The sequence below is a fragment of the Kitasatospora sp. NPDC004745 genome (genome assembly GCF_042873275.1).
GTDB lineage: Bacteria > Actinomycetota > Actinomycetes > Streptomycetales > Streptomycetaceae > Kitasatospora.
The window spans coordinates 113734-137992 of sequence record NZ_JBIALK010000009.1; the positions used below are offsets into that span (position 1 = coordinate 113734).

The window sequence follows — 24259 nt, forward strand, 5'->3', positions numbered from 1 at the left end:
GTCAGTGGACCCAGCCGGTGAAGCCCTGGCCGCCCCCGCCGCGCGGGGCGCGGGTGCCGAGGTCGGCGGCCGGGCGGACGCCCGGCTGGCCGCCCTCCATCGCGCCGGCGACGGCCCGGACCAGCCAGGCGTTGAGGGACAGGCCCTCCCGCCCGGCCGCGTCCTCCGCCCGGGCCTTGAGGTTCGCGGGCAGTCGCAGGTTGATCCGGGCGGTGCCGCTCTCGTCGCCCTCCGGCACCGGAGAGGAGACCGGTGGCACCACCGGCGCCACCGACGGCACCACGGGTGGCACATCGCCGTGGAAGCCGCCGGTGCCGGGCGGCACCGTGACCACGAACTCCGGATCCAGCCCGCGCAGCCGGACGTCAACCGAGCCCGGCGCGAGGTCGCGGGTGACCTCGCCCATGGCGGCGGAGAGCGCGTTGAGCAGGGTGAGCCGCACGGCGGACTCCAGCGGGAGCGTCAGCCGCTCGGCCAGCGCGCGGGCTTCGTCCCCGCCGGCGTCGGCCGCCGCGGCGAGCTCGTTCCGGAGGTTCTCTACGTACGGCGTGAGGTCCATGCCAGAAGCATGGCACAGCGGTGGCGCCATGTCGAGACATTAATGGCACCACTGTGGCGCCACCCGGCGGAGGGGTCCGGCGCCACGTCACGCGCAGGCCCGCGGGAACGGCCCGGCGCCACGTCCCGACCGGGCCGGCGCCACAACGGGAACCGCCCCGCCGGCCGAAGCCGACGGGGCGGTCCACCAGGGCGAACGGCGGGCGGTCAGGCCCGCCAGCCCGCCAGGTACGCGTCGATCTCGCCGACCAGGCGGGCCTTGCCGGCCACGTCCAGGAAGGACGCCTCGACCGCGTTGCGCGCCAGCGCCGCCACCCCGGACTCGTCCAGGTCCAGCAGACGGGCCGCGACGGCGTACTCGGTGTTGAGGTCGGTGCCGAACATCGGCGGGTCGTCGCTGTTGACGGTCACCAGCAGGCCGGTCTCCACCATCCGCTTGATCGGGTGGTCCTCGATCCGCTCCACCGCGCGGGTGGCGATGTTGGAGGTCGGGCAGACCTCCAGCGGGATCCGGTGCTCGCCGAGGTGGTCCAGCAGTGCCGGGTCCTTGACCGCCTGGGTGCCGTGCCCGATGCGCTCGGCGCCGAGCACCCGGATGGCGTCCCAGACCGTCTCCGGCCCGGTGGTCTCGCCCGCGTGCGGCACGCTGCGCAGGCCGGCCGCCCGCGCCCGGTCGAAGTACGGCTTGAACTGCGGACGCGGCACGCCGATCTCCGGGCCGCCGAGGCCGAAGCTGACCAGGCCCTCCGGGGCCAGGTCGACGGCGAGCCGGGCGGTCTCCTCGGCGGCCTCCAGGCCGGCCTCGCCGGGGATGTCGAAGCACCAGCGCAGGACGACCCCGAGCTCCTTCTCGGCGCGCAGCCGGGCGTCCTCGATCGCCTCCATGAAGGCGACGTCGGGGATGCCCCGCCGGACCGAGGAGAACGGGGTGATGGTCAGCTCGGCGTACCGGATGTTCTGGCGCGCCATGTCCTCGGCCACGCCGTAGGTGAGCGCGCGGACGTCCTCGGCGTCGCGGACCAGGTCCACGACGCTCAGGTAGACCTCGATGAAGTGCGCGAAGTCGGTGAAGCTGAAGTACTCGGCGAGGGCCGCCGGGTCCGTCGGCACCTTCGACTGGCCGCGGTGGCGGGCGGCCAGCTCCGCGACGACCCGCGGCGAGGCCGAGCCCACGTGGTGGACGTGCAGCTCCGCCTTGGGCATCCCGGCGATGAACGCCTCGATGCCGCCCTTGCCAGTGGGGTTTCCGATCCGACTTCCGTCCGGCTGGACCACGGTGGTTCCCTCTTCCTTCTACGCGCGTATCGGCAGGTGTTGGCAAGGATAGGCCGAAGCCGCGGGTCAGCCGCCCAGGGCCACCGCGACGGTGTGGATGAGCAGGCCGGCCAGGGCGCCGACCACGGTGCCGTTGATGCGGATGAACTGCAGGTCCCGGCCGACGTTGGCCTCGATCTTCCGGGAGGCGTCGTCGGCGTCCCAGCCCGCCACCGTCTCCGAGATCAGCGAGGTGATCTCGGTGCGGTAGGTGTCCACCAGGTACTGGGCGGCGTCCTGCAGCCAGCCGTCGGCCTTGGCCTGCAGTTTGGCGTCGGTCGCCAGGCGCTCGCCGAAGCGGCGCACGCCGTCGCGGATGCGCCGGCGCAGTTCGCTGTCCTCGTCCTCGGCCGCCGTCAGCACCAGGGTGCGCACGGCCGCCCAGGTGGAGGCGATCAGGTCCTGCACCTCGGGCCGGACCAGCAGCTCCGCCTTGGCCCGCTCGACCCGGGCGATGGTCTCCGGGTCGGTCTGCAGCTCGGTCGCGAAGTCGGCGAGGAAGTTGTCGATCGCGCCGCGGGCCGGGTGGTCCGGGTCGTCCCGGATGTCGGTGACGAACCGCAGCAGCTCCTTGTAGACCCGCTCGCCGACCTGCTGGTCGAGGAACTTCGGGGTCCAGCCCGGGGTCTTCTGGGTGACCTTGCGGACCACGTCCTCGTGGTTGGCGGCCAGCCAGTCGTGCGCGCGGACGGCCACCAGGTCCACCACGCCGTGGTGGCCGCCGTCGGCGACCACCTTGCCCAGCATCCGGCCCATCGGCTCGGCCACCGAGGTCGCCGCGGCCCGCCTGGTCACCGCCTCGGCGACGACCGCCTGCACGTCGTCGTCCCGGAGCACCGCGAGGACGCCGCGCAGCGCCGCCGAGGCCTCCTTGGTGACCCGCTCGGCGCTGCCCGGCGCGGCCAGCCACTCCCCCAGCCGGCGGGCGATGCCGAGCGCGGCCAGCCGCTCGCGCACCACCCGGCCGGAGAGGAAGTTCTCCCCGACGAAGTCGCCGAGCGAGCGGCCGAAGGCGTCCTTCTTGGTGGGGATGATCGCGGTGTGCGGGATCGGCAGGCCGAAGGGGCGGCGGAACAGCGCGGTCACCGCGAACCAGTCGGCCAGCGCACCGACCATGCCGGCCTCCGCGGCGGCCGCCACGTACCCGGCCCAGGCCCCGGCCCCGGCCGCCTTGGCCCAGGTGGCCAGGGCGAAGACCAGGGTCGCGAAGGCCAGCAGGCCGGTCGCGATGGTCTTCATCCGGCGGACGCCCTGTCTCTTCTGCTCGTCGGCGGCGGTGAACCGGACCCCGGGGCCCGTCCCGCTGAAGGCTTCGTCGCTCACCCCGCCAGTCTGCCCGCTGCCCGGCGCGGGTGAGGGCGCGCCCCGCAATCACGCGCCGGGCGCGCGCCGGAACCCGCGTGCCGGGCGTGCGCACCACCCGCCGGGCAGCCCACCAGCCGGGGCAGCCCACCCGCCCGGCCCCCGCCGCTCAGCCCGTCGCCGCCCCGCCGCTCAGCCCGTCACCGTCCCGCCGCTCAGCCCACCGCCGTCCCGGCGTACATCCGGGCGATCACGTCCTCGATCGCCGGCTCCCGCACCGACAGGTCCACCAGCGGGTAGCGCTCGGCCACCGCCGCGACGATCGGCGCGGCGCTCTGCCGCGCCGGGAAGGCCAGCCACTGGCGCGGGCCCTCGACCTTGACGACCCGGGCGCCGGACACCTCGATCGCCGGCCGCGCCTCGGCCAGGTCGACCACCAGGGTGCGCTCGCTGCGCCCGGCGGCGTGCAGGCCGTCCAGACCGCCGTCGTGGACGACCCGGCCGTGGTCGATCACCATCACCCGGTCGCAGAGCTGCTCGATGTCGGTGAGGTCGTGGGTGGTGAGCAGCACGGTGGTGCCGTGCTCCCGGTTCACCTCGCGCAGGAACCCGCGCACCCGGGCCTTGCTGACCACGTCCAGGCCGATGGTCGGCTCGTCCAGGTAGAGCACCTGCGGGTCGTGCAGCAGGGCCGCCGCGAGGTCCCCGCGCATCCGCTGGCCGAGCGAGAGCTGGCGGACGGGGGTGTCCAGCAGCGCGGCCAGGTCGAGCAGTTCGACGCAGCGGCCGAGGTTCTCGCGGTACCGGTGCTCGGGGATGCGGTAGATCCGGCGGGCGAGTTCGAAGGAGTCGCGCAGCGGCAGGTCCCACCAGAGGGTGGTGCGCTGGCCGAAGACGACGCCGATCCGGCGGGCCAGGGCGACGCGCTGGCGGGCCGGGTCGACCCCGGCGACGCGCAGCCGCCCGCTGCTGGGGACGAGGATGCCGGTGAGCATCTTGATGGTGGTCGACTTGCCGGCCCCGTTGGGCCCGATGTAGCCGACGCACTCGCCGGCCTCGACGGTGAAGCTGAGCCCGTCCACCGCGCGCACCTCGCGCTTGGCCCGGCTGAACCGGCCGGTGCGGGCCCGCACGGTGAAGCTGCGGCGGACGTCCTCGAGTTCGATCAGTGCCATGGGTGCTCCTTGCGTGGTCGGAGGGGTCAGCTGCCGGCGCCGCGGTAGGCGCGCAGTCCGGCCCGCCAGGCGAGCCCGGCGGCGGCGACGCACAGCGCGGCGGCCACCGGGGAGGCGAACTGGAAGGCGGTGGGCAGGCCGAGCGGGTCGGGCCGGCCGAGGACGTGCAGGGCGGGCAGCCAGTTGACGAAGGCCAGCGGGACGCCGAAGACCGCCCCGGCCACCAGCTCCTTGGCGAAGATGGTCGGCGGGTAGTGCAGCAGGGTCGCGCCGCCGTAGGTGAAGGAGTTCTGGATCTCCTTGGACTCGCCCCACCAGAACTGGACGGTCGCGCCGCCGACGTAGACGGCCCCGAAGATGACGCTGCCGCAGACCAGCAGGACGGGCACCAGCAGGACGCGGTCCCAGGTCCAGTGCACGTCCAGGGCGGCCAGCGACCAGACCAGCACGGCCAGGGCCTGCACCGGGCGGCCGAGGCGGCGCAGCGAGAAGCGTTCCGCGCACAGCTGGGCGAGCGCCGGGGCGGGCCGCACCAGCATGGTGTCCAGCGTGCCGTTGACGATCCGCACGCCGAGTCCGTCGACGGAGCCGACCAGCAGGTTGGCGGTGCCGAGGGCGAAGGTCGCGGTGCCGTAGAGGAAGGCGATCTCCGGCAGGCGCCACCCGCCGAGCTGGTCGGTGTGCCGGAACATCAGCACCAGGACGACGAAGTCCAGCGAGTGCGTCGCCAGGCTGGCCAGCAGGTTCAGGGCGAAGGAGGCCCGGTAGGCCATCATCGAGCGCATCCACATCCGGGCGCAGAACCACCAGGAGCGGACGGCCCAGGCGGCCCGGGCGGTGAGCGGCTCGGCGGCCACGGTGAGCGGCTCGGACGGCGGCGCGGCGGGCCCGGCCGGGGCGACGAGGGGCTCAGCCACCCTGGACCACCACCTTGCGGGTCGCCAGCCACTGGGCACCGCGGCCGGCGGCGAGCAGGGCGGCGGCCCAGCCGAGCTGGAAGCCGAGCGGCCCGAGCAGGCCGGCGCCGGTGGCGCGCTCCAGGAAGACGTCGGTCGGCACCTGCACCAGCGCCGCCCAGGGCAGCACCGGGGCGAGGTCGCCGAGCAGGCCGGGGAACAGTGCGATCGGCAGCAGCATCCCGGAGAAGAACATCGAGACCACGAGCATCACCGAGCGCACGCCCTCCGAGTCGTGCAGCCAGAAGCCGGTGACGGAGACCAGGAAGCGCAGCCCGAAGCTGACCACCACCGCGAGCAGCACCGAGAGCAGGAAGGCCGCCCAGGTGACGGGCCGTTCGGGCATCCGGGTGCGGAACACCAGTGCGCCGACCAGCAGCGGCACGGTGCCGCGCACCAGCAGCTGGAAGGCGGCCCGGCCGAGGTCGGTGGCCAGCCACCAGCCCTGGAAGTCGACCGGGCGGTAGAGGTCGACGGCGATGTCGCCGCTCCGGAAGCGGTCCTGGACGTCGTCCTGGAAGCCGCCGCCCCACACCGCGACGGTGACCAGCAGGGCCTGGCTGACCCAGATGTAGGTGACGGCCTGGCTCTCGTCGTAGCCGCCGAGGCCGGGGCGGGCCCGCCAGAGGGCGAGGAAGGAGGAGGCGAGGATGATGCCGAAGACGGTGTTGGTGAAGGTGCCGGCCAGCGTGGCGGCCCGGTAGCCGGAGTAGCGGCGGAAGGCGCCGCGGGCGACGGCGGCGTAGAGCCCGAGCACGGGGAGCGGTCCGGCGGGATCGGGCGGGCGCCCGGTCCGCGGGCCGGGGGATGCGACGTTCAGCATATTGTCTCCTTGTCGACAAATACGGGCAGACGGGTGTGCCGGCCGACGTCCGCGCACACCCCAGCGGCCCCGACCGGCCCACCCCGGGGGTACCGGGCCGAGCGGACGGAGCTGTCGGAAACAGGTGCGCTATGCGGTTCTCACCTTTCACCGTACCGCCGGCGATCAGCCCCCGCACCCGTTTTTCCCGCGCACGCCGCAGCCGCCCCACCACTGATCGCACGTCAAATAGCACATAATCGCCGCATGACCTTGAGCACCCGGCGCCAGGCCAAACGAGCCGCCCGCCGCGCGGCCCGCCGCGCCCTCCCCCGCTGGCGCCGGCTCCTGCCCACCTGGCGGATCACCCTCGGCGCCCTCACCGCCGCGCTGCTGATCGCCGTCGGCGCCTTCGCCGTGCTCTACGTCATCGTGCCCGTCCCCGACGCCAACGCCCACGCCGTCGCCCAGAACAACATCTACCTCTACGCCGACGGCACCACCGAGATCGCCCGCACCGGCGCCGTCAACCGCACCGACGTCACCATCGACCAGATCCCCGCCCAGACCCAGCACGCCGTCGTCTCCGCCGAGGACCGCACCTTCTACCAGAACCGCGGCATCGACCTGAAGGGCATGCTCCGGGCCGGCTGGAACACCCTCCTCGGCAAGGGCATGCAGGGCGGATCCACCATCACCCAGCAGTACGTCAAGAACTACTACCTGACGCAGGACCAGACCATCGAGCGCAAGGGCCGCGAACTCTTCATCGCCCTCAAGGTCGACCAGCAGCGCGACAAGAAGGACATCCTCGCCGGCTACCTCAACAGCAGCTACTTCGGGCGCGGCGCCTACGGCATCCAGAGCGCCGCCCACGCCTACTACGGCGAGGACGTCTCCGCCCTCAGCGTCGCCCAGGGCGCCTACCTCGCCGCCCTGCTCCAGGCCCCCAGCAGCTACGACGTCAAGACCGCCACCCCCGCCAACCGCGAGAAGGCCGTCGCCCGCTGGAACTACACCCTCGACGGCATGGTCCAGCTCGGCTTCCTCACCCCCACCGAACGCGCCGCCACGACCTTCCCCGAGCTGCTCGACCCGCAGCCCGCCACCGGGCTCTCCGGCCAGGCCGGCTACCTCGTCGGCGTCGCCGACGACTACCTCGTCTCCGCCGGGATCATCGACGCCGCCACCCTCAAGGCCGGCGGATGGCGCATCACCACCACCTTCGACAAGCCCCGGCAGGAGTCCTTCGTCAAGGCCGTCCAGGACGAACTCACCGGCGAACTCGACCCCCGGGCCCGCCCCGCCACCGACACCGACGTCCGCGTCGCCGGCGCCTCCGTCGAACCCGCCACCGGCCGCGTCGTCGCCGTCTACGGCGGCCCCGACTACGCCAAACAGCCCTTCAACGACGCCCTGCGCCAGGACAACCAGATCGGCTCCACCTTCAAGCCCATCGACCTCGCCGCCGGCCTCATCGCCCAGCACACCCTCGACGGGCGGCCGATCACCACCGAGAGCCGCTACGACGGCGCCAGCGAACGCCCCGTCACCGGCGGCCCCACCCCCTACGCACCGCCCAACGAGGACGACGTCGACTACGGCAACATCACCCTGCGCTACGCCATGGTGAAGTCCGTCAACTCCGTGTACGCGCAGGAGGGCGTCGACGCCGGACTCGCCCGCGTCCGCGACACCGCCATCAAGCTCGGCATCCCCGACAGCGTCCGCGGCATGGACCCGGCCAACACCTCGATGACCCTCGGCACCGCCACCCCCAGCGCCCTCGACCTGGCCGGCGCCTACGCCACCCTCGCCAACCACGGCGACGCCACCGCGCCCTGGTCCGTCCAGAAGCTCGAACGCGTCCACAGCGGCGGCGCCGTCGACATCCCCAAGATGCCGGACCACACCCCCGTCACCGCCATCGGCCGCGGCTTCGCCGACGCCGTCACCGACGTCCTGCGCGACGTCGTCAGCCCCCGCGGCACCGGCGCCGCCGCCCTCGACCTCGGCCGCCCCGCCGCCGGGAAGACCGGCACCACCGACTCCAACCTCTCCGCCTGGTTCGCCGGCTACACCCCCGAACTCGCCACCACCGTCGGCCTGTTCCGCGAGAACCCGAAGACCCACGCCAAGGAACCGCTGGCCGGTACGGCCGGACTCACCCGCATCAACGGCGGCACCTTCCCCACCCGGATCTGGACCGCCTACATGACCGCCGCCCTCCAGGGCACCCCCACCCAGCAGTTCGACCTGCAGACCGACCACGACGCCCCCGCGCCCGACCTCACCCCCAACAGCAGCACCACCCCCACCGGCACCGGCAGCGCCACCACCGCCCCCGCCACCGCGGCCGCGACCCCCGGCACCACCCCCAGCGCGACCACCCCCGCGCACGACACCCCCACCCACGCCCCCAGCGCGCCCGCCCCCACCGGCGGCGACCCCGCACCGGGGCCCACGCCGACCAGCCCCGCCGCCCCCAGCCCGCCGGCCCCCCAGCCCACCCCCACCCAGGACCAGCCCAGCCCCGCCCCCAAGCCCACCCAGACCCGGCCCACCCGCCCGACCGACCCGCCCACCGCCACGGCCCCCGCACCCGCCACCAAGCCGGCGACCTCGGCGACGCCGCCGCCCCAGTGAGCCGCCCGGCCGGGGCGGGCCGGCAGCCCCGGCCCTAGCGGGCGGCCACCAGCTCCCGCTCCAGCGGTGTCCTGAACCGCGGCGTCACCCGCACCTCCCCCAACCAGCCCGACAGCCGCGCCGCCTCGGCCGCCACGGCCGCACCGGCCTGCGCCCCCACGTCCTCGAACAGCCGCCACACCACCTCGCCGTCCGGCCGCTGCGCCCAGCCGCCCACCACCCGGCCGCACCACCACACCGTCGGCCCGGCGTTGCCCGCCCGGTCGAACAGCGCCGGCACGTCCTCCGGCCGCAGGTACCAGTCCCGCCCGCGCCACCCCATCACCGTCGGGTCCAGCGCCGGCAGCAGCGCCGCCCACGGCTCCGGCTCCGCGACCGGCCCGGTGTCCCCCGGCAGCACCAGCGCGGCGGCCCCGCCCGCCAGTTCCACGTCCTCGGCCCCGACGTCCGCCAGCGCCCGGCGGGTGTCCCCCAGCGTCCAGCCCGTCCACCACTTCACGTCGTCCACCGTCGCCGGGCCGTACGAGGCCAGCCAGCGCCGCACCACCTCCGCCTTCGCCTCCCGCACCGGCACGTCCGGCCACTGCGGCACCGGCGCCCAGGGGTGGACGTTGCTCAGCCAGGAGCCGCGCGGCCGCCCCCGCCGCACGTGCCCGTCCGCGGCCAGCAGCCGCAGCAGCCGACTGCCCACGCTCTGCCGCGCCTCGTACGGCTTGCCCGCCGACATCAGCATCGTCTCGCGCAACTCCGGCACGTCGTCGGCGAGTTCCTTCGTCGTCGCCTCGCCGCGCAGCGCCAGGGCGGCCAGCGCCGCCCGCTCCGCCCCGGCCAGCCTCGCCTCGTCCCAGCCCTCGGCGTGGTCCCGCAGGTGCTTGAGCAGCGTCGCCCGCTCCCGCGCCGCGATCGCCCGCGCCGTCGACGAGCTCACGTACGGCGCGAAGCCCTCCGTCACCGCGAAGAGCGTCCGCCGCATCGACAGCAGCCGCACCAATGTGACGTCCTCGTACAGCGCCCGGTCCACCTCCGCCGCGGACGGCGCCGCCAACCGGGCGCACGCCGACAGGTACACCGTCGCCGGATCGGAGGCGTGCAGCCCCACCACCGCGTCCGCCACCTGCTCCACCCTCGCCGCCCGCCCCGCGGGCGCCAGCAGCTGGCGCCGCCCCACCCGGGCCCGACGCTCCTCCACACCGATCACCGGCACACGCCTGCTCATGGGCGGACCATAACCCCCGCCACCGACAGGAGCGCCCCCTCCCGGGCCGCGGGAGGGGGCGCGTCGCCCACCGGCCGCCGGCGGGCGGTGCGGGCACGGGTCAGGGGCTCCGGAACGGGAGCGGAGTCAGAGGTACAGCCCGGTCGACCCCTCGGTGTCGCCGAAGCGGGTCGCCGCCACGGCGTGCAGGTCCCGCTCGCGCAGCAGCACGTACGTCGCGCCGCGGACCTCGACCTCCAGCTTGTCCTCCGGGTCGTACAGCACGCGGTCGCCCGGCTCCACCGAGCGCACGCTCTGGCCCACCGCGACGGCCTCCGCCCAGGTGCAGCGCTTCGACAGCTCCGCGGTCGCGGGGATCAGGATGCCGCCGGTCGAGCGGCGCTCGCCCTCGCCGCCCTCGATCCGCACCAGCACGCGGTCGTGCAGCATCCGGATCGGCAGCTTCTCGCCCAGCCGGTCGTGCCGCGGGTGGTCGCCCCCGGAGGCGGCGGAGGCGGACTGCGGGGTCGGTTCGTCGTTCGTACTCACGGTCCCGAAGGTACCGCCCCCGGGCCCGGAGCGTGACGCTGGCCCTGCGCACGGCTCCCGGTCAGCCCTTGCGCCGCTTGCGGGACGAGGCCACCAGCAGCACCAGGCCGACGCCCACGAGCGCGGCCGGCACGACCCGCTCCTTGCGCGGCCGCCCCTTCTCGTCCACGAACTCGGCCCGGACCCGCTCCACCAGACCGTTGGCGGCCACGTACGCCCGGCCGGCCTTCTCCTCGACCGCGGCCGCGGCCCGCGCCTTCACCTGGGCGCCGATCGTGCTCGGGTGGACGCGCACGGCCAGCTCGTCGAGGGTCGCCGCCAGCTGGGTGCGGGTCCGGGCGATGTCCGCCTCGATCTGGGCGGTCGTCCTCGCCGACTTGTCCTGCGTGCTCGCCTCGCCCACTCGGGCCACCCCATTCACTTACCGATGTTGTCCTGTGCGACTGACCCAGTCTGTCAGCTGCCGAGCACGGCCGCGCGGCCCCACCCACCATCAGGGGTAAGTTTGCCGTGGTACGACCGACCGCCCCAGCATCAGGAGAGTCCGACCGTGAGTGAGCGTCTCCAGCCCGGCGACACCGCGCCCGCCTTCAGCCTGCCCGACGCCGACGGCAACCAGGTGTCCCTGGCCGACCACCTGGGCCGCAAGGTGATCGTCTACTTCTACCCGAAGGCGCTCACCCCGGGCTGCACCAAGCAGGCCTGCGACTTCACCGACAACCTCGACGTCCTCGCCGGCGCCGGCTACGACGTCATCGGTGTCTCCCCCGACCAGCCCGAGAAGCTCGGGAAGTTCCGGGAGGCCGAGAACCTCAAGGTCACCCTGCTCTCCGACCCCGACCACACGGTGCTGCAGGCCTACGGCGCCTTCGGCGAGAAGCAGAACTACGGCCGCACCTACGTCGGCGTGATCCGCTCCACGGTGATCGTGGACGAGCAGGGCAAGGTCGAGCGCGCCCTCTACAACGTCAAGGCCACCGGGCACGTCGCCAAGCTGCTGCGCGACCTCGAGGTCGGCACGGCCTGACGCACCGACGACGGAAGCGGTGGCGGCACACCCCCCGACCGGGTGCACCGCCACCGCCGTCCCTCACCTCGGGCAGCCGCCGGTCAGCAGGCCCCGAGGTCGCTCCAGACGCCCCACGCGCCGCCGGCCGTGGGGTCGTCGCCCTTGGTCCACCACTTGTTCTGGTAGTAGTGGCCCTTCCACGAGACCTTGGTGGTGCTCGCGTAGGTGGTGCCGGCGTCCCAACTCGGCGCGGCCGTGCAGGCCCCCGAGGTCGGGGTGGCCGTCGCGGTGGCGGTCGGCGAGGCCGTCGCCGTCGGCGAGGCCGTCGCCGTCGGCGAGGCCGTCGCCGTCGGGGAGGCCGTGGCGGTGGCCGTCGAGGTCGGGGTCGGGGTCGGCGTGGAGGTGCCGCCGTCGACCGCGCCGCGGGTCAGGTCGCCCTTGATCCCGTACAGCGTCCCGCCCACGTTGACCGTCCAGTTGGACGGCGTCGAGACCGGCAGGTAGTAGACGAAGTCCAGGTCCACCGAGGCGCCCGGCGCCAGCGACTGCCAGCCCGGCAGCTTGACCGAGACCCGGTTGTAGGTGCCCTTCAGACCGCCCACGTTGCCCGGACCGGGATTGTCCTGCCGGATGACCTGCAGGCCGAAGCCGGACTGGTCCTTGGCGTTGCCCGGGGCCGAGTTGGAGTAGTCGAACTGGAACTCCGTCCCGCCCGGCAGGGTCACCGTCGAGTTGTTGACGACGTGGATCTTCGGGTTGATCGGGTAGTTGGAGTCGCCCAGCGCGAAGTTGGTGAACGACACGTCGATCGGCAGGGTCTGCTGCGGCAGCGCGACCGTCGAGCGGGTCGCGCCGTACGGCGTCGCCGACTTGAACTTGTCGTACATCAGCGAGGTCAGGGTCGAGCCCGGCACGTACTCGCCCTTGCCGCCGTTGGCCGCGGCGTCCCACTTGTAGTCGCCCGCGAGCTCCCAGATCATCGCGCCGCCGGCGCCCTGGTTGACGATGTAGTCCGCCTTGGCGCCCACCGACTGCTCGTCCTCGGTGGAGAGGAACACCTTCTTGGTGTCGTTCCACAGCCACGGCGCCACCAGGGCGCTGCTGTAGTTGCGGGCGTAGGTGCCCTGCAGCGCGGTGTCCGTCACGCCGTACTTGGACAGGTAGTCGGGCAGGATGCCCTTCTCCAGGTTCTTCGCGTGCCACATCGGGTTCGACCCGGCCGGGGACTCCTTGCCCGCGTCGTCCTTGTCGTTCCAGATGTTGTCGATCCCGACCGCGCCGTCACCGCAGGAGGTCAGGCCGGAGCCGACCGGGCAGGTGGTCGCCGAGGCGGTGCCCCAGAGGCCGTTGGTGCCGCCCTGGACGTTCTTGAACCCGCGCGTGTAGTACGGCAGGCCGACGTTGATGCGCCCGCCGGGCATCGCGCCGCGGAAGTAGTGGTACGACCAGTCGGCGTTCAGGTAGCCGATGCCGCCGTACTGGGCGGTGCCGTAGACGTTGGCCGCCGCCAGTTCGCCGTCCTTGCCGTCGTCGAACAGCGAGGCGTTCGGGCCGACGTACTTGTTCCAGGCGCCGTGCAGGTCGTACGACATGATGTTGACGTAGTCCAGGTACTGCGCCACCTGGAAGGTCTCCATGCCGCGCAGCAGGTAGCCGGACGACGGCGCCGCGACCGAGAGCAGGTAGTGCCTGCCGTCGGCGGCGCCGGCCCGGTCCAGCTTCTCGCGCAGCGTCTTCATCAGCGCCGCGTAGCCCTTGGCCAGCGAGCCGCGCTTGGAGTTGGCGAGCTGCCAGTCCAGCGGGTTGCCCGCGTCCTTCATCGAGGTCGGGTACTCGTAGTCGACGTCGACGCCGTTGAAGCCGTACTTGCGGATGAAGTCGACGGACGAGGCGGCGAAGGTGTCGATGCCGGCCTGGTTGACGCTGCCGTCCGGGTTGACCGTCAGCGAGTAGAAGCCGCCGGTGTTGACGCGCTTGCCGTCGTCCCCGAAGTAGCCGCCGGTCTCGGTCCAACCGCCCACCGAGATCATGGTCTTGACGTTCGGGTACTGCTTCTTGAACTTCGTCAGCAGGTTGAAGTGCCCCTTGTAGGGCAGCGTCGGGTCCAGCTGGGCGGCCGGCACGCCGGGGAAGTCGATCCCGGTGGCCTCGTTGGTCGGGCCGTCCGTGCCGACCGACAGCTTGTTGTCGGAGCCGACGTGGCCGAACGCGTAGTTCAGGTGGGTGACCTTGTCCCAGGGGACGTCGCTCACCAGGTACGGCTGGTCACCGTTCTTTCCGGTGCGCCAGCCGGTGAAGTAGCCGATGATGCGGCGCTGGTGGTCCGCGCCCATCTTCTCGCGCCCGCTGGTGTCGTAGACGGAGCAGTACGGGACGTCCACGCCGGGCGTCTGGTACATGCCGTCGGGGCGACAGGCCGCGTTGTCGACGGTCGCCGACGCCTGCGAGGGCGCCGCGCCCAGCGTGGCCAGCAGCAGGCCGGCCAGGCCGGCCGCCGCCAGCGAGGCCGCGCCCGCCCGGGCTGCCGGGCTCTTGCGGCGGGTGGCGGCGGTGGGACGCCGCTCCGCCGTGCTTCGGATCAACACTCGGTCCTCCGGGAGAGAGTGTCGGCGCGTGCCTGTGGGGGAGCACGCACGTGGGGGATTGCAATTGGCGCCGAAGCTATGTGGTCTGAACCACATAGGTCAATAGGTCTGTACCAATTGGTAATCAACAGCCAAACATCACAGGTCGGGCCCGCTCGACAACCAGTCAGCCGGTGGCCGAAACCCGACATCCCACGACCGGACCCGCGACCCGACCCACGACCGGCACGACGGCCGGACCGACGGCCTCACCCGCAGCCGACCCCGCACCCGCCCGGCGACCCCCGGGGCGGGGCGCACGCCCCCGCGCCGAATCACGGTGTTCCCACCGGAGGCGAAGCCCTAGACTAGGGTCCACGCGGCCTTGGCGGAGCAGGCAGACGCGCCGGACTTAGGATCCGGTGGGGGAAACCCCGTGAGGGTTCGAATCCCTCAGGCCGCACTCATCTCAAACCTTCAGATCGAAGGCCCGCCCCGAATCTTCTCGGGGCGGGCCTTCGGCGTTCCACGGACGGTGCGTCAGCCGACGAGGTCCTTCACGACCGGGGCGAGCGCCCGGAAGGCGTGGCCGCGGTGGCTGATCGCGTTCTTCTCGGCGGGGGTGAGTTCGGCACAGGTGCGGGTCTCGCCGAGGGGCTGCAGGACCGGGTCGTAGCCGAAGCCGCCGTCGCCCGAGGGGGCGGTGCGCAGGGTGCCGAGCAGGCGGCCCTCGACGACGCGCTCGGTGCCGTCGGGCAGGGCGAGGGCGGCGGCGCAGAAGAAGTGGGCGCCGCGGTGCGGTTCGGCGATGTCGGAGAGCTGGGCGAGCAGCAGGTCGAGGTTGGCGCGGTCGTCGCCGTGCTTGCCGGCCCAGCGGGCGGAGAAGATGCCGGGGGCGCCGTTCAGGACGTCGACGCAGAGGCCGGAGTCGTCGGCGACGGCGGGCAGGCCGGTGGCGCGGGCGAGGGCGTGGGCCTTCAGCAGGGCGTTCTCGGCGAAGGTGACGCCGGTCTCGGGCACGTCCGGGATCTCCGGGTAGGCGTCGGCGCCGACGAGTTCGACGTCCAGACCGGCCTCGCCGAGGATGGCGCGGAGCTCGGCGACCTTGTGCTGGTTACGGGTGGCGAGGATCAATCGGGTGGACATATCGCCCACCCTATCGGCAGCGGTGGGGGCGTCAGCCGGTGCAGACCGAGGTGAGGTTGCCGGCCGCGTCGCCGAGCGGCTTGAGGTCGGGGACCTCCTTCTTGTCGACGGCCTGCTGGACCTTGTCGGCCTGCTTCTGGAGGTCGGCGACGGCCTTGGCGACGTCGGTGTTCTTGGAGTTCCGGCCGATCTGGTCGAGGTCGCCGCGGAGTTTCTGCAGCGCCTTCGCCGCGGCGGCCGAGTCGTTGCTGGAGTTGCCGTACGCGGCGGTGACGTCGGCGAGGTCGCCGGTGACCCGCACGGCGGTGTTGCCGCAGTCGAGCGCCTTCTGCGCGGCGGAGCAACTGACCATGCTGAGCGGGAGGATCGCGATCAGTCCGGCCACGGCGAGGGCGGCGGGGCGGGCGATGCTCGACGGCATCCGGTCCTCCTGGGGGGCGCGCGGGTTCCGTGGGACGGGACGCGCGCCGGGGGTGCGCGGTTCCCGCAGCGGGGTGCTGCGGGAACCGTACGGGCTCCGGGCCCGGCCTGTACAGCGGCGCGTCCGTCCCGTTCCACGGCGGCGCGGGCCGGGGAGGTTCAGCCCTCGAGGGCCTTGCGCTGGATCTCGTCGAGTTCGGCGCAGCCGAGGGTGCCGAGGTCGAGGAGGCGGTCGAGGAGGGCGCGGTCGAAGGGGGCGCCCTCGGCGGTGCCCTGGACCTCGACGAAGCGGCCGTCGGAGGTGCAGACGATGTTCATGTCGGTCTCGGCGCGGACGTCCTCCTCGTACTGGAGGTCGAGCATCGGGACGCCGTCGATGATGCCGACGCTGACGGCGCTGACGCCGCCGGTGATGGGCTGGCCCTTGGCGCGCAGGAGCTTGCGGTCGCGGGCCCAGGCGACGGCGTCGGCGAGGGCGACGTAGGCGCCGGTGATGGCGGCGGTGCGGGTGCCGCCGTCGGCCTGGAGGACGTCGCAGTCGAGGACGATGGTGTTCTCGGCGAGGGCGCGGTGGTCGACGACGGCACGCAGCGAGCGGCCGATGAGGCGGCTGATCTCGTGGGTTCGGCCGCCGATGCGGCCCTTGACGGCCTCGCGGTCGCCGCGGGTGTTGGTGGCGCGCGGGAGCATGGAGTACTCGGCGGTGACCCAGCCTTCGCCGCTGCCCTTGCGCCAGCGGGGGACGCCCTCGGTGACGCTGGCGGTGCACAGCACCTTGGTGTCGCCGTAGGAGATGAGGACGGAGCCTTCGGCGTGCTTGCTCCAGCCCCGTTCGATGGTGATCGGGCGGAGCTGGTCGGGGGTGCGGCCGTCGATGCGTGACATAGGAACCGAGCGTAGTCGCTCGGCGCGGGTGTTCCGGAGAGCGTCCGCGGAGGCCGCTGCGGAGCCGCGCCGGGGTGGGGGCGGGCGCCGTGCCGCTGCGCGCGGGCCGGACGCGCCCCGGCCCGCCGTCCTGTGCGGGGCGGCGGGCCGGGGGGAGCGTGAGCGCGGTGGCTCAGCTCACATCATGTCCTCGATGTCGGCGGCGATCGGGTCGGCGTCGGTGCCGATGACGACCTGGATCGCGGTGCCCATCTTGACGACGCCGTGGGCGCCGGCGGCCTTGAGCGCGGCCTCGTCGACCAGGGCGGCGTCCTTGACCTCGGTGCGCAGGCGGGTGATGCAGCCCTCGACCTCTTCGATGTTGTCGATGCCGCCCAGACCGGCGACGATCTTCTCAGCCTTGCTGGCCATCTGATTCTCTCCCTCTGTCTCGGCCTGCCGGCGGCTCTGCCGGGTGCCGTCCTGCGCTGTGCTGGGTGTCCGTCGGCCGGTGGCCGCCGGGACCGTCTGCCGGTGCTGACGCCGGTTCAGCCGTGGTCGCGCTGCCGGGCAGCGCGACTAGCATCACCCGCTCCGGGCCGGTCTGCCACGTTAGTCCACTTTTGGCGCAGTCCGGCGCGCACGGTCCCGACCGCCGCCGGAGGATGACGATCAGCGGGGCCCGCGTCCCGGCGTGCGGCCTGCGTCCAAAGTGGTCTACACCAATATATGTGTACTCCGATGAACGCAGAAAGGACCCCGGGCGTTCCGGCCCCCGCGCGGGGTCCCGCCGGGGGCCACCGGCCGCCCACTGCTCCCCGGAGGTCGAAGGATGAGTTCGGCAGGCGCCACGACCCCGCAGACCGTGTGGTGGCACAACCTCTACGGCGGGCTCCAGAAGATGGGCCGCTCGCTGCAGCTCCCGGTGGCGGTGCTCCCGGCCGCCGGCATCCTCAACCGGCTCGGCCAGCCCGACGTCTTCGGCAAGGACGGCCTCGGCTGGGACAACGTCGCCAAGGTCTTCGCCGCGGCCGGCGGCGCCCTGCTGGACTCCGCGCTCGGCCTGCCGATGCTGTTCTGCGTCGGCGTGGCGATCGGCATGGCGAAGAAGGCGGACGGCTCGACGGCACTGGCGGCCGTGGTCGGCTTCCTCGTCTTCTACCGGGTGCTGCACGCCTTCCCGGAGCAGTGCAAGCCGCCGACGGTGCTGGTCAGCGACCAGTGCGTGGACTACGGCTCGGCGAAGTCGGCGGCCGCCACGTACCAGAACCCGGGGGTGCTGGGCGGCATCCTGATCGGCCTGATGTCGGCCTGGCTCTGGGTCCGCTTCCACCGCACCAAGCTGGTCGACTGGCTGGGCTTCTTCAACGGCCGCCGCCTGGTGCCGATGATCACCGCCCTGGTGGGCATGCTGACCGCCTGCCTGGCGGTCTGGGTCTGGCCGCCGATCGGCCGCGGCCTCAACGACTTCAGCCAGACCCTCGCCGACCTCGGGTCGACCGGCGCCGGCCTCTTCGGCCTGTTCAACCGCCTGCTGCTGCTGATCGGCATGCACCAGCTGCTGAACACCTTCGTCTGGTTCCAGTTCGGCGAGTACACCAAGCCCGACGGCATGATGGTGCACGGCGACATCCCGCGCTTCCTGGCGGGCGACCCGACGGCCGGCCAGTTCCAGTCCGGCTTCTTCCCGATCATGATGTTCGCGCTGCCCGCCGCCGCGCTGGCGATCGCGCACTCGGCCAAGCCGCACCGCCGCAAGGAGATCTACGGACTGATGCTGTCGGTCGGCCTGACCTCCTTCGTGACGGGCGTCACCGAGCCGATCGAGTACTCCTTCGCCTACATCGCCCCGGCGCTGTTCCTGGTGCACGCCCTGCTGACGGGCGTCTCGATGGGGCTGACCTGGGGCCTCGGGGTCCACGACGGCTTCAGCTTCTCGGCCGGCCTGATCGACTACGTCATCAACTGGAGCCTGGCCACCAAGCCGTGGCTGATCCTCGTGATCGGGGCCGGCTTCGCCGCCGTGTACTACGCGCTGTTCCGGTTCATCATCGTCAAATTCAACCTGAAAACGCCCGGCCGGGAGGACGAGAGCGAGGTCGAGGACGTCACGAGGGCCTGATAGCGGGCCGCGAAACCGCCCCCGAAACCGAGCGTCACCGGACGTCACCCGCAATGGCCCCCGGACCCGTCGGTCCGGGGGCCATCGACTTTCCGGAAAGGGCCAATTGCCCTGGCGGGAAAGCCTCGGCGGCCGCACCACCGGCCTGGTCGCGCACGCTCCGCCGCGAGCCGGCGACGCCCGGCGAGGCCGGGCCTTTTTGTTGCGCAAATAGCCAAAATACCAATCACGCCGGGTAATCATGATCGTCGTTCCGCAAGTAGGTTTCGATTTCATAGCGCTTCCCGGCAGCAGCGCTTTCCGGGGTTCCCCGCCTTCTCCACCCGTGCTACAAAACTGGTCTACACCACACGTGGTGTAGACCAGTTCGCGGTTCGGCCCCCTGTGCCCCTCCCCCGACCGACCGCCATGCCGTTAGGAACCCACCCCCATGAGTCAGTCTGCGCAGGCACCGGCGCCCGCCACGGCTCCGGCCACGCCAAGCCCGACCAAGAAGTTCGGCCAGAGCCTCCTCCAGGGTCTGCAGAAGATCGGCCGCAGCCTCCAGCTGCCCATCGCCGTGCTCCCCGCCGCAGGCCTGCTGATGCGCCTGGGCCAGGACGACGTGTTCGGCAAGGACGGCCTCGGCTGGGACAAGGTCGCCGCGGTGTTCAACACCGCCGGCAGCGGGGTCTTCGACAACCTGCCGCTGCTCTTCGCGGTGGGCATCGCGATCGGCTTCGCCAAGAAGGCGGACGGCTCCACCGCCCTCGCCGCCCTGGTCGGCTTCCTGGTCTACAAGAACGTGCTGACCGCGTTCCCGATCGCCGAGGGCCACATCGCCGACGGCAAGTGGGTCGCCCCGACCTACCAGAACCCGGGCGTGCTCGGCGGCATCGTGATCGGCCTGCTGGCCGCCGTGCTCTGGCAGAAGTACCACCGCACCAAGCTGGTCGACTGGCTGGGCTTCTTCAACGGCCGCCGCCTGGTGCCGATCCTGATGGCCTTCGTCGGCACCGCCGTCGGCGTGCTCTTCGCCCTGACCTGGGGCCCGGTCGGCGACGCCATCAAGAGCCTGAACGACACCCTGATCGGCGCCGGCGCGTTCGGTGCGGGCGCCTTCGGCCTGGTCAACCGCGGTCTGCTGCCGGTCGGCATGCACCAGTTCGTGAACTCCTACGCCTGGTTCCAGACCGGTGACTTCACCAAGGCCGACGGCACCATCGTGCACGGCGACATCCCGCGCTTCTTCGCCGGCGACCCGACCGCCGGCCAGTTCATGTCGGGCTTCTTCCCGATCATGATGTTCGCGCTGCCCGCCGCCGCCCTGGCCATCGCCCACGCCGCCAAGCCGCACCGCCGCAAGGCCGTCACCGGCATGATGCTCTCACTGGCGCTGACCTCCTTCGTGACCGGTGTCACCGAGCCGATCGAGTTCGCCTTCGTCTTCATCGCCCCGGCCCTGTACGTCATCCACGCGCTGCTCACCGCCGTCTCGATGACCGTCACCTGGGCGCTCGGCGTGCACGACGGCTTCACCTTCTCCGGCGGCCTGATCGACTACGCCCTGGCCTGGAGCAAGGCCACCGACCCGTGGATGATCATCCCGATCGGCCTCGCCTTCGCCGCGCTGTACTACTTCCTCTTCCGCTTCGCGATCACCAAGTTCGACCTCAAGACCCCCGGTCGCGAGGAGGACGACGAGATCGAGGACGTCACCAAGGCCTGACACCCGGCCGCACCCCACGACCCCGCCCCGCCGCTGCTCCCCCAGCGGCGGGGCGGGGTCGTCGTGCGTGGCGGCCCACCGGGCGGGCCGTCGCGGGTCAGATCCGGTAGACCGCGCCGGCCCGGGCGATCTCGACGGGCCCGGCGTAGGCCGCGGCGGCGTCCCGGCGGTTGTGCTCGGCGTCGGTCCACGGCGGGATGTGGGTGAGGACGAGGCGGCGGGCGCGGGCGGCGGTGGCGTGCTCGCCGGCCTCGCGCCCGTTGAGGTGGACGGCCCGGTAGGTGTCCCGGCCGTCGATGTAGGCGGCCTCGCAGAGGAAGAGGTCGGCGTCGCGGGCGAGTTCGACGAGCTCGGCGCTCTCGCCGGTGTCGCCGGAGTACACGAGCGAGCGGCCGTCGTGTTCGAGGCGGAAGGCGAAGGCGTCGACCGGGTGGTTGACCTGGGCGACCTCGATCCGGAACGGGCCGAGGTCGAAGGCGCCGGGGGTGAGGGTGCGGAAGTCGAAGACCTCCTTCATCCCGGGGTTCTCCGGCATGTCGTAGGCGCGGGCGAGCCGCTCGGCGGTGCCGGCCGGGCCGTAGACGGGCATCGGGTCCGGGCAGCCCTCGGCACGGTAGTTGCGGGCGACCCAGTAGGCGCAGAGGTCGACGCAGTGGTCGGCGTGCAGGTGGCTGAGCAGGACGGCGTCGACCGCGTAGAGGTCGACGTACTTCTGCAGGGCGCCGAGGGCGCCGTTGCCGAGGTCGAGCACGACGCGGTAGCCGTCGGCCTCGACCAGGTAGCTGGAGCAGGGCGAGTCGGCGGACGGGAAGCTCCCCGAGCACCCCACCACGGTCATCTTCATCCGAGCCCCTCCGCCCCGACACGTCCTGGCTGCTGCTGGAAAACGGCAGGCCGGGCCGGGGAACCGGCCGGGAGCACTGCTTCGCGTGTCGAGGGTAAGGGCGGAAGGACACTTTGCCCCCGTCCCCGTGCCGGGCTGTGGCTGGAATCACCAGAACGCCGGGGCCGGGGCGGGGGCCTCGCTCAGCGGTGCCGGGGGTGTCGCTCAGCGGTTGCGGGGGCGGTCCGGCGGTCCCGCGGCGGGGCGGGGGCCGTTGCCGGGCCGGTCAGCGGTGGCGGGGGCGGTTGCGGGCCCAGGTGCGGATCGTGTCCGGGTGCCAGCGGGGGTGGCCGTCGTCGACGACGTCGGGGTCGGGCAGCAGCCCGTGCCGGCGGTAGTTGCGCACGGTCTCGGGCTGCACGTTGATGTGGCGGGCGATCTCGGCGTAGGACCACAGGTCGCTGTCCCTGCTCACGAGGACACCTCCGGAGGGGCGGGGGCGGACGTTCGTGGGCAGCTTTTCCGGGCCGGGGCGGTGTCCTGTGCGCAGAACGGGCACCGTGGCCGTTCCGTGACGAACCGGGAGCAACGGGCGGACAAATACTCAACTGTCACAGCACCGACGGTGGTGGGCGCCGCCGCGGGCCGGTACGGTTCGCGGCATGAGCGGCATGACTGGCATCTGGGTGGTCCTGGCGGTGGCGGGCGTCGCGGCGGTGGCCGCCGTCGCGGCGGCACTGGTCAGGCGGACCCGCCCGGCTCCCCGACCGGCCGGTCCGACCGGCCCGCGGCCGCGCCCGGCGACCCGCGGCGCGGCGGTGCCCCGACCGCAGGAGATCTGGTGGGCGGAGGTGCCGTTCGAGGACGGCCCGGGGGCGAAGGACCGCCCGTGCCTGGTGCTGCGGGTGCACGGCCGGCAGGCCACCGTCGCGAAGATCACCAGCAAGCACCACGGCGACCGCCCGGGAGTGCTGCCGCTGCCGCCCGGTTCGGTGGGCGACCGGCAGGGCCGGACCAGCTGGCTGGAGACCGACGAGCTGCGCGAGGTGCCGCTGACGGCCTTCCGCCGCCGGGCCGGCACGGTGGACCGGCAGGTCTGGTCCCGCGCCGAACGGGCCCTGCGGACCGGCTAGGTCCCGTACGGGCCGCGGGTCCGGCGCCCTGGGGCGTGTCTTTCGGATCACGTCGGATCAGCGGGCGTCGTTGGGGTGCGTGCATCGGCGGTGCCGAGGAGGGAGTCCATGCGGAGCATCGGCGACTGACGAGAAGCCGGCGTGGGGGTACCCCCGGCCGAAGGCTGGGGGAGTGCGTGCCCCGGCGGCGACCGCCTGGCGTGATCCGAAAGACACGCCCTAGGCCCAGAGCTGGCCCTGCAGCGCCTCGACGGCCGCCTCGGTGGACTCGGCGGTGTAGATGCCGGTGGACAGGTACTTCCAGCCGCCGTCGGCGACGACGAAGACGATGTCCGCCCGCTCCCCGGCCGCCGCGGCCTTGCGGCCGACGCCGATCGCGGCGTGCAGGATGGCGCCGGTCGAGACGCCCGCGAAGATGCCCTCCTGCTGGAGGAGTTCGCGGGTGCGGCGGACGGCGTCCGCGGAGCCGACCGAGAAGCGGGTGGTGAGCACCTCGGCGTCGTACAGCTCGGGGACGAAGCCCTCGTCGAGGTTGCGCAGCCCGTACACCAGGTCGTCGTAGCGGGGTTCGGCGGCGACGATCCGCACGCCGGGGACCTTCTCGCGCAGGTAGCGGCCGACGCCCATCAGGGTGCCGGTGGTGCCGAGGCCGGCCACGAAGTGGGTGACGGAGGGCAGGTCGGCGAGGATCTCGGGGCCGGTGCCGGCGTAGTGGGCGCCCGCGTTGTCGGGGTTGCCGTACTGGTAGAGCATGACCCAGTCGGGGTGCTCGGCGGCGATCTCCTTGGCGATGCGGACGGCGGTGTTGGAGCCGCCGGCGGCCGGCGAGGGGATGATCTCGGCGCCCCACATGCGGAGCAGTTCGCGCCGTTCCTCGCTGGTGTTCTCGGGCATCACGCAGACCATCCGGTAGCCCTTGAGCTTGGCGGCCATGGCGAGCGAGATGCCGGTGTTGCCGCTGGTGGGCTCGAGGATGGTGCAGCCGGGGGTGAGCCGGCCGGCGGCCTCGGCGCGCTCGATCATGTGCAGCGCCGGGCGGTCCTTGATGGAGCCGGTGGGGTTGCGGTCCTCCAGCTTGGCCCACAGCCTCACCAGCCCGTCGGCGTTGCCGGGAACGGCGGCGGACAGCCTGGGCAGGCGGACCAGCGGGGTGTTCCCGACGGCTTCGAGCGGGCTGTCGTAACGCAAGGGGGCCTCCGGCCGCGGCGTTGGGGGGTGTCGAGGGGGCGGCTCCCCCGCCGCGCGGGCGGGGGAGCCGGGAGGTCAGCGGGCGCCGCCGGCCACGGCGGGCAGGATGGTGACGCTGTCGCCGTCGGCGAGGGCGGTGGAGATGCCCTCCAGGAAGCGGACGTCCTCGTCGTTCAGGTAGACGTTGACGAAGCGGCGCAGCTCGCCGCCCTCGACCAGGCGGGCGGCGATGCCCGGGTGACGGGCGTCGAGGTCGGTGAAGAGTTCCCCGAGGTTGCTGCCGGTGCCCTCGACGGCCTTGGCGCCGTCGGTGTAGGTGCGGAGGATGGTCGGGATGCGGACCTCGATGGCCATGGGTGCGCTCCTGTGCGAGTCGTGAGGGGTGGGCCGCAGCGGGCGCGGCAGGGCTGATGGTCCCGGGGCTCGGCGTCGCCGACCGGCGGCGGGCCCGGGTGGGGCGTGGCGGCTCAGCGTGAGCGCGCGGGCGTGCCGGGACAGATCGCGCTGGCGAGCCGGCACAGGTCGACGTGCAGGCGCGCCACGAGGCGGGTGCCCGGGGCCTGGTTGCTCACATCGACGGAACGCATGGGCTCATCGTATAGATTCCCGGGCCCGCTCCGACATCTCCGTCTCGGGATCCGGATGTTCCCGTCCCTCGTGCTGAGACGAGACGGGCCCGGGGGCCCGGGCCGGGCGGGGGGGGGGGGGGGGCCCCGGGGGGGGGGGGGGGGGGCGGGGGGGCGCGCCCCCCCCGGCCCCCCGCCCCCCGGGCCCCCCCCCGCCCC

At 73.0% G+C, this 24259-nt stretch carries 24 protein-coding genes and 1 tRNA gene; 6 read left to right on the top strand and 19 right to left on the bottom strand.

The genetic code is table 11. From position 1 onward, the window contains the following. Position 1: 1 nt before the first annotated feature. From ACFYUY_RS17730 to ACFYUY_RS17755, 6 genes are all read right to left on the bottom strand, one after another. On the bottom strand, positions 2–559 hold the full coding sequence (locus ACFYUY_RS17730; RefSeq protein ID WP_360209461.1) for a toxin-antitoxin system HicB family antitoxin: 558 nt from the start codon (positions 557–559) through the stop codon (positions 2–4). Between the two features lie 206 nt (positions 560–765). Further along, on the bottom strand, positions 766–1833 hold the full coding sequence (locus tag ACFYUY_RS17735; RefSeq protein ID WP_387901470.1) for an adenosine deaminase: 1068 nt from the start codon (positions 1831–1833) through the stop codon (positions 766–768). Between the two features lie 66 nt (positions 1834–1899). Further along, positions 1900–3195, bottom strand: coding sequence for a DUF445 domain-containing protein (locus ACFYUY_RS17740; protein WP_387901473.1), 1296 nt, complete (start codon positions 3193–3195; stop codon positions 1900–1902). A 194-nt stretch (positions 3196–3389) separates the two neighbouring features. After that, complete coding sequence (locus ACFYUY_RS17745) at positions 3390–4349, bottom strand: ATP-binding cassette domain-containing protein (protein ID WP_360209469.1); 960 nt, start codon at positions 4347–4349, stop codon at positions 3390–3392. A gap of 26 nt (positions 4350–4375) precedes the next feature. After that, positions 4376–5266 (bottom strand): ABC transporter permease, encoded by an 891-nt coding sequence (locus tag ACFYUY_RS17750; protein ID WP_387901476.1) that lies wholly within the window; start codon positions 5264–5266, stop codon positions 4376–4378. Then, on the bottom strand, positions 5259–6128 hold the full coding sequence (locus ACFYUY_RS17755) for an ABC-2 family transporter protein (RefSeq protein WP_363365205.1): 870 nt from the start codon (positions 6126–6128) through the stop codon (positions 5259–5261). The genes ACFYUY_RS17750 and ACFYUY_RS17755 overlap by 8 nt, the downstream gene beginning before the upstream one ends. Positions 6129–6374: 246 nt before the next feature. Between ACFYUY_RS17755 and ACFYUY_RS17760 the strand changes: the two genes are divergently transcribed. Then, positions 6375–8753 (top strand): transglycosylase domain-containing protein, encoded by a 2379-nt coding sequence (locus tag ACFYUY_RS17760; protein ID WP_387901478.1) that lies wholly within the window; start codon positions 6375–6377, stop codon positions 8751–8753. A 34-nt stretch (positions 8754–8787) separates the two neighbouring features. Here the strand turns inward: ACFYUY_RS17760 and ACFYUY_RS17765 are convergent, their stop codons facing one another. The 3 genes from ACFYUY_RS17765 to ACFYUY_RS17775 all read right to left on the bottom strand — a co-directional run bounded on the left by ACFYUY_RS17765 (position 8788) and on the right by ACFYUY_RS17775 (position 10900). Further along, positions 8788–9969, bottom strand: coding sequence for a winged helix DNA-binding domain-containing protein (locus tag ACFYUY_RS17765; RefSeq protein ID WP_360209478.1), 1182 nt, complete (start codon positions 9967–9969; stop codon positions 8788–8790). Positions 9970–10095: 126 nt separating this feature from the next. Then, the gene (locus tag ACFYUY_RS17770) at positions 10096–10398 is read right to left on the bottom strand and encodes a co-chaperone GroES (RefSeq protein WP_049655715.1); all 303 of its coding nucleotides are present in this window, start codon (positions 10396–10398) and stop codon (positions 10096–10098) included. Between the two features lie 160 nt (positions 10399–10558). Further along, entirely contained in the window at positions 10559–10900 is a 342-nt protein-coding gene (locus ACFYUY_RS17775; RefSeq protein ID WP_360209481.1) for a DUF3618 domain-containing protein, read from the bottom strand. 147 nt (positions 10901–11047) lie between these two features. Here ACFYUY_RS17775 and bcp point away from each other — a divergent pair, with 147 nt between their 5' ends. Beyond that, complete coding sequence (gene bcp / locus ACFYUY_RS17780) at positions 11048–11524, top strand: thioredoxin-dependent thiol peroxidase (RefSeq protein WP_387901481.1); 477 nt, start codon at positions 11048–11050, stop codon at positions 11522–11524. Positions 11525–11607: 83 nt separating this feature from the next. Here bcp and ACFYUY_RS17785 read toward each other — a convergent pair whose 3' ends face one another. After that, entirely contained in the window at positions 11608–14085 is a 2478-nt protein-coding gene (locus ACFYUY_RS17785) for a chitinase C-terminal domain-containing protein (protein WP_387901598.1), read from the bottom strand. Positions 14086–14449: 364 nt separating this feature from the next. Between ACFYUY_RS17785 and ACFYUY_RS17790 the strand changes: the two genes are divergently transcribed. Next, a tRNA-Leu gene (locus ACFYUY_RS17790) sits at positions 14450–14533 on the top strand. A 77-nt stretch (positions 14534–14610) separates the two neighbouring features. Here the strand turns inward: ACFYUY_RS17790 and rdgB are convergent. The 4 genes from rdgB to ACFYUY_RS17810 all read right to left on the bottom strand — a co-directional run bounded on the left by rdgB (position 14611) and on the right by ACFYUY_RS17810 (position 17052). Next, positions 14611–15216, bottom strand: coding sequence for an RdgB/HAM1 family non-canonical purine NTP pyrophosphatase (gene rdgB, locus ACFYUY_RS17795; protein ID WP_387901484.1), 606 nt, complete (start codon positions 15214–15216; stop codon positions 14611–14613). Positions 15217–15247: 31 nt separating this feature from the next. Beyond that, positions 15248–15637, bottom strand: a complete 390-nt coding sequence (locus ACFYUY_RS17800; protein WP_360209489.1) for a hypothetical protein — start codon at positions 15635–15637, stop codon at positions 15248–15250. A gap of 158 nt (positions 15638–15795) precedes the next feature. Beyond that, on the bottom strand, positions 15796–16521 hold the full coding sequence (gene rph / locus ACFYUY_RS17805; protein WP_360209492.1) for a ribonuclease PH: 726 nt from the start codon (positions 16519–16521) through the stop codon (positions 15796–15798). A gap of 177 nt (positions 16522–16698) precedes the next feature. Continuing rightward, positions 16699–17052 (bottom strand): PTS glucose/sucrose transporter subunit IIB, encoded by a 354-nt coding sequence (locus tag ACFYUY_RS17810; RefSeq protein ID WP_360209535.1) that lies wholly within the window; start codon positions 17050–17052, stop codon positions 16699–16701. A 280-nt stretch (positions 17053–17332) separates the two neighbouring features. On the opposite strand from ACFYUY_RS17810, the gene ACFYUY_RS17815 reads away from it, so the two are divergent. Both ACFYUY_RS17815 and ACFYUY_RS17820 read left to right on the top strand, forming a co-directional pair. Beyond that, positions 17333–18622 carry a PTS transporter subunit EIIC gene (locus tag ACFYUY_RS17815; protein WP_387901487.1) on the top strand — a complete coding sequence of 430 codons (1290 nt, stop codon included), beginning with the start codon at positions 17333–17335 and terminating at the stop codon, positions 18620–18622. A gap of 430 nt (positions 18623–19052) precedes the next feature. Further along, positions 19053–20330, top strand: coding sequence for a PTS transporter subunit EIIC (locus tag ACFYUY_RS17820; RefSeq protein WP_360209498.1), 1278 nt, complete (start codon positions 19053–19055; stop codon positions 20328–20330). A 97-nt stretch (positions 20331–20427) separates the two neighbouring features. Here ACFYUY_RS17820 and ACFYUY_RS17825 read toward each other — a convergent pair whose 3' ends face one another. Together ACFYUY_RS17825 and ACFYUY_RS17830 are read right to left on the bottom strand one after the other, a co-directional pair. Next, on the bottom strand, positions 20428–21174 hold the full coding sequence (locus ACFYUY_RS17825) for an MBL fold metallo-hydrolase (RefSeq protein WP_360209501.1): 747 nt from the start codon (positions 21172–21174) through the stop codon (positions 20428–20430). 265 nt (positions 21175–21439) lie between these two features. Further along, entirely contained in the window at positions 21440–21628 is a 189-nt protein-coding gene (locus ACFYUY_RS17830) for a MarR family transcriptional regulator (RefSeq protein WP_360209504.1), read from the bottom strand. A 187-nt stretch (positions 21629–21815) separates the two neighbouring features. On the opposite strand from ACFYUY_RS17830, the gene ACFYUY_RS17835 reads away from it, so the two are divergent. Further along, on the top strand, positions 21816–22286 hold the full coding sequence (locus ACFYUY_RS17835) for a type II toxin-antitoxin system PemK/MazF family toxin (RefSeq protein WP_360209507.1): 471 nt from the start codon (positions 21816–21818) through the stop codon (positions 22284–22286). Positions 22287–22505: 219 nt separating this feature from the next. Here ACFYUY_RS17835 and ACFYUY_RS17840 read toward each other — a convergent pair whose 3' ends face one another. The 3 genes from ACFYUY_RS17840 to ACFYUY_RS17850 all read right to left on the bottom strand — a co-directional run bounded on the left by ACFYUY_RS17840 (position 22506) and on the right by ACFYUY_RS17850 (position 24061). Beyond that, the gene (locus tag ACFYUY_RS17840) at positions 22506–23474 is read right to left on the bottom strand and encodes a cysteine synthase (RefSeq protein ID WP_360223461.1); all 969 of its coding nucleotides are present in this window, start codon (positions 23472–23474) and stop codon (positions 22506–22508) included. A gap of 75 nt (positions 23475–23549) precedes the next feature. Continuing rightward, entirely contained in the window at positions 23550–23828 is a 279-nt protein-coding gene (locus ACFYUY_RS17845; protein ID WP_196952340.1) for a MoaD/ThiS family protein, read from the bottom strand. A gap of 113 nt (positions 23829–23941) precedes the next feature. Further along, a complete protein-coding gene (locus tag ACFYUY_RS17850; RefSeq protein WP_347878546.1) occupies positions 23942–24061 on the bottom strand; it encodes a putative leader peptide in 120 nt (39 codons plus the stop codon). Positions 24062–24259 lie beyond the last annotated feature (198 nt).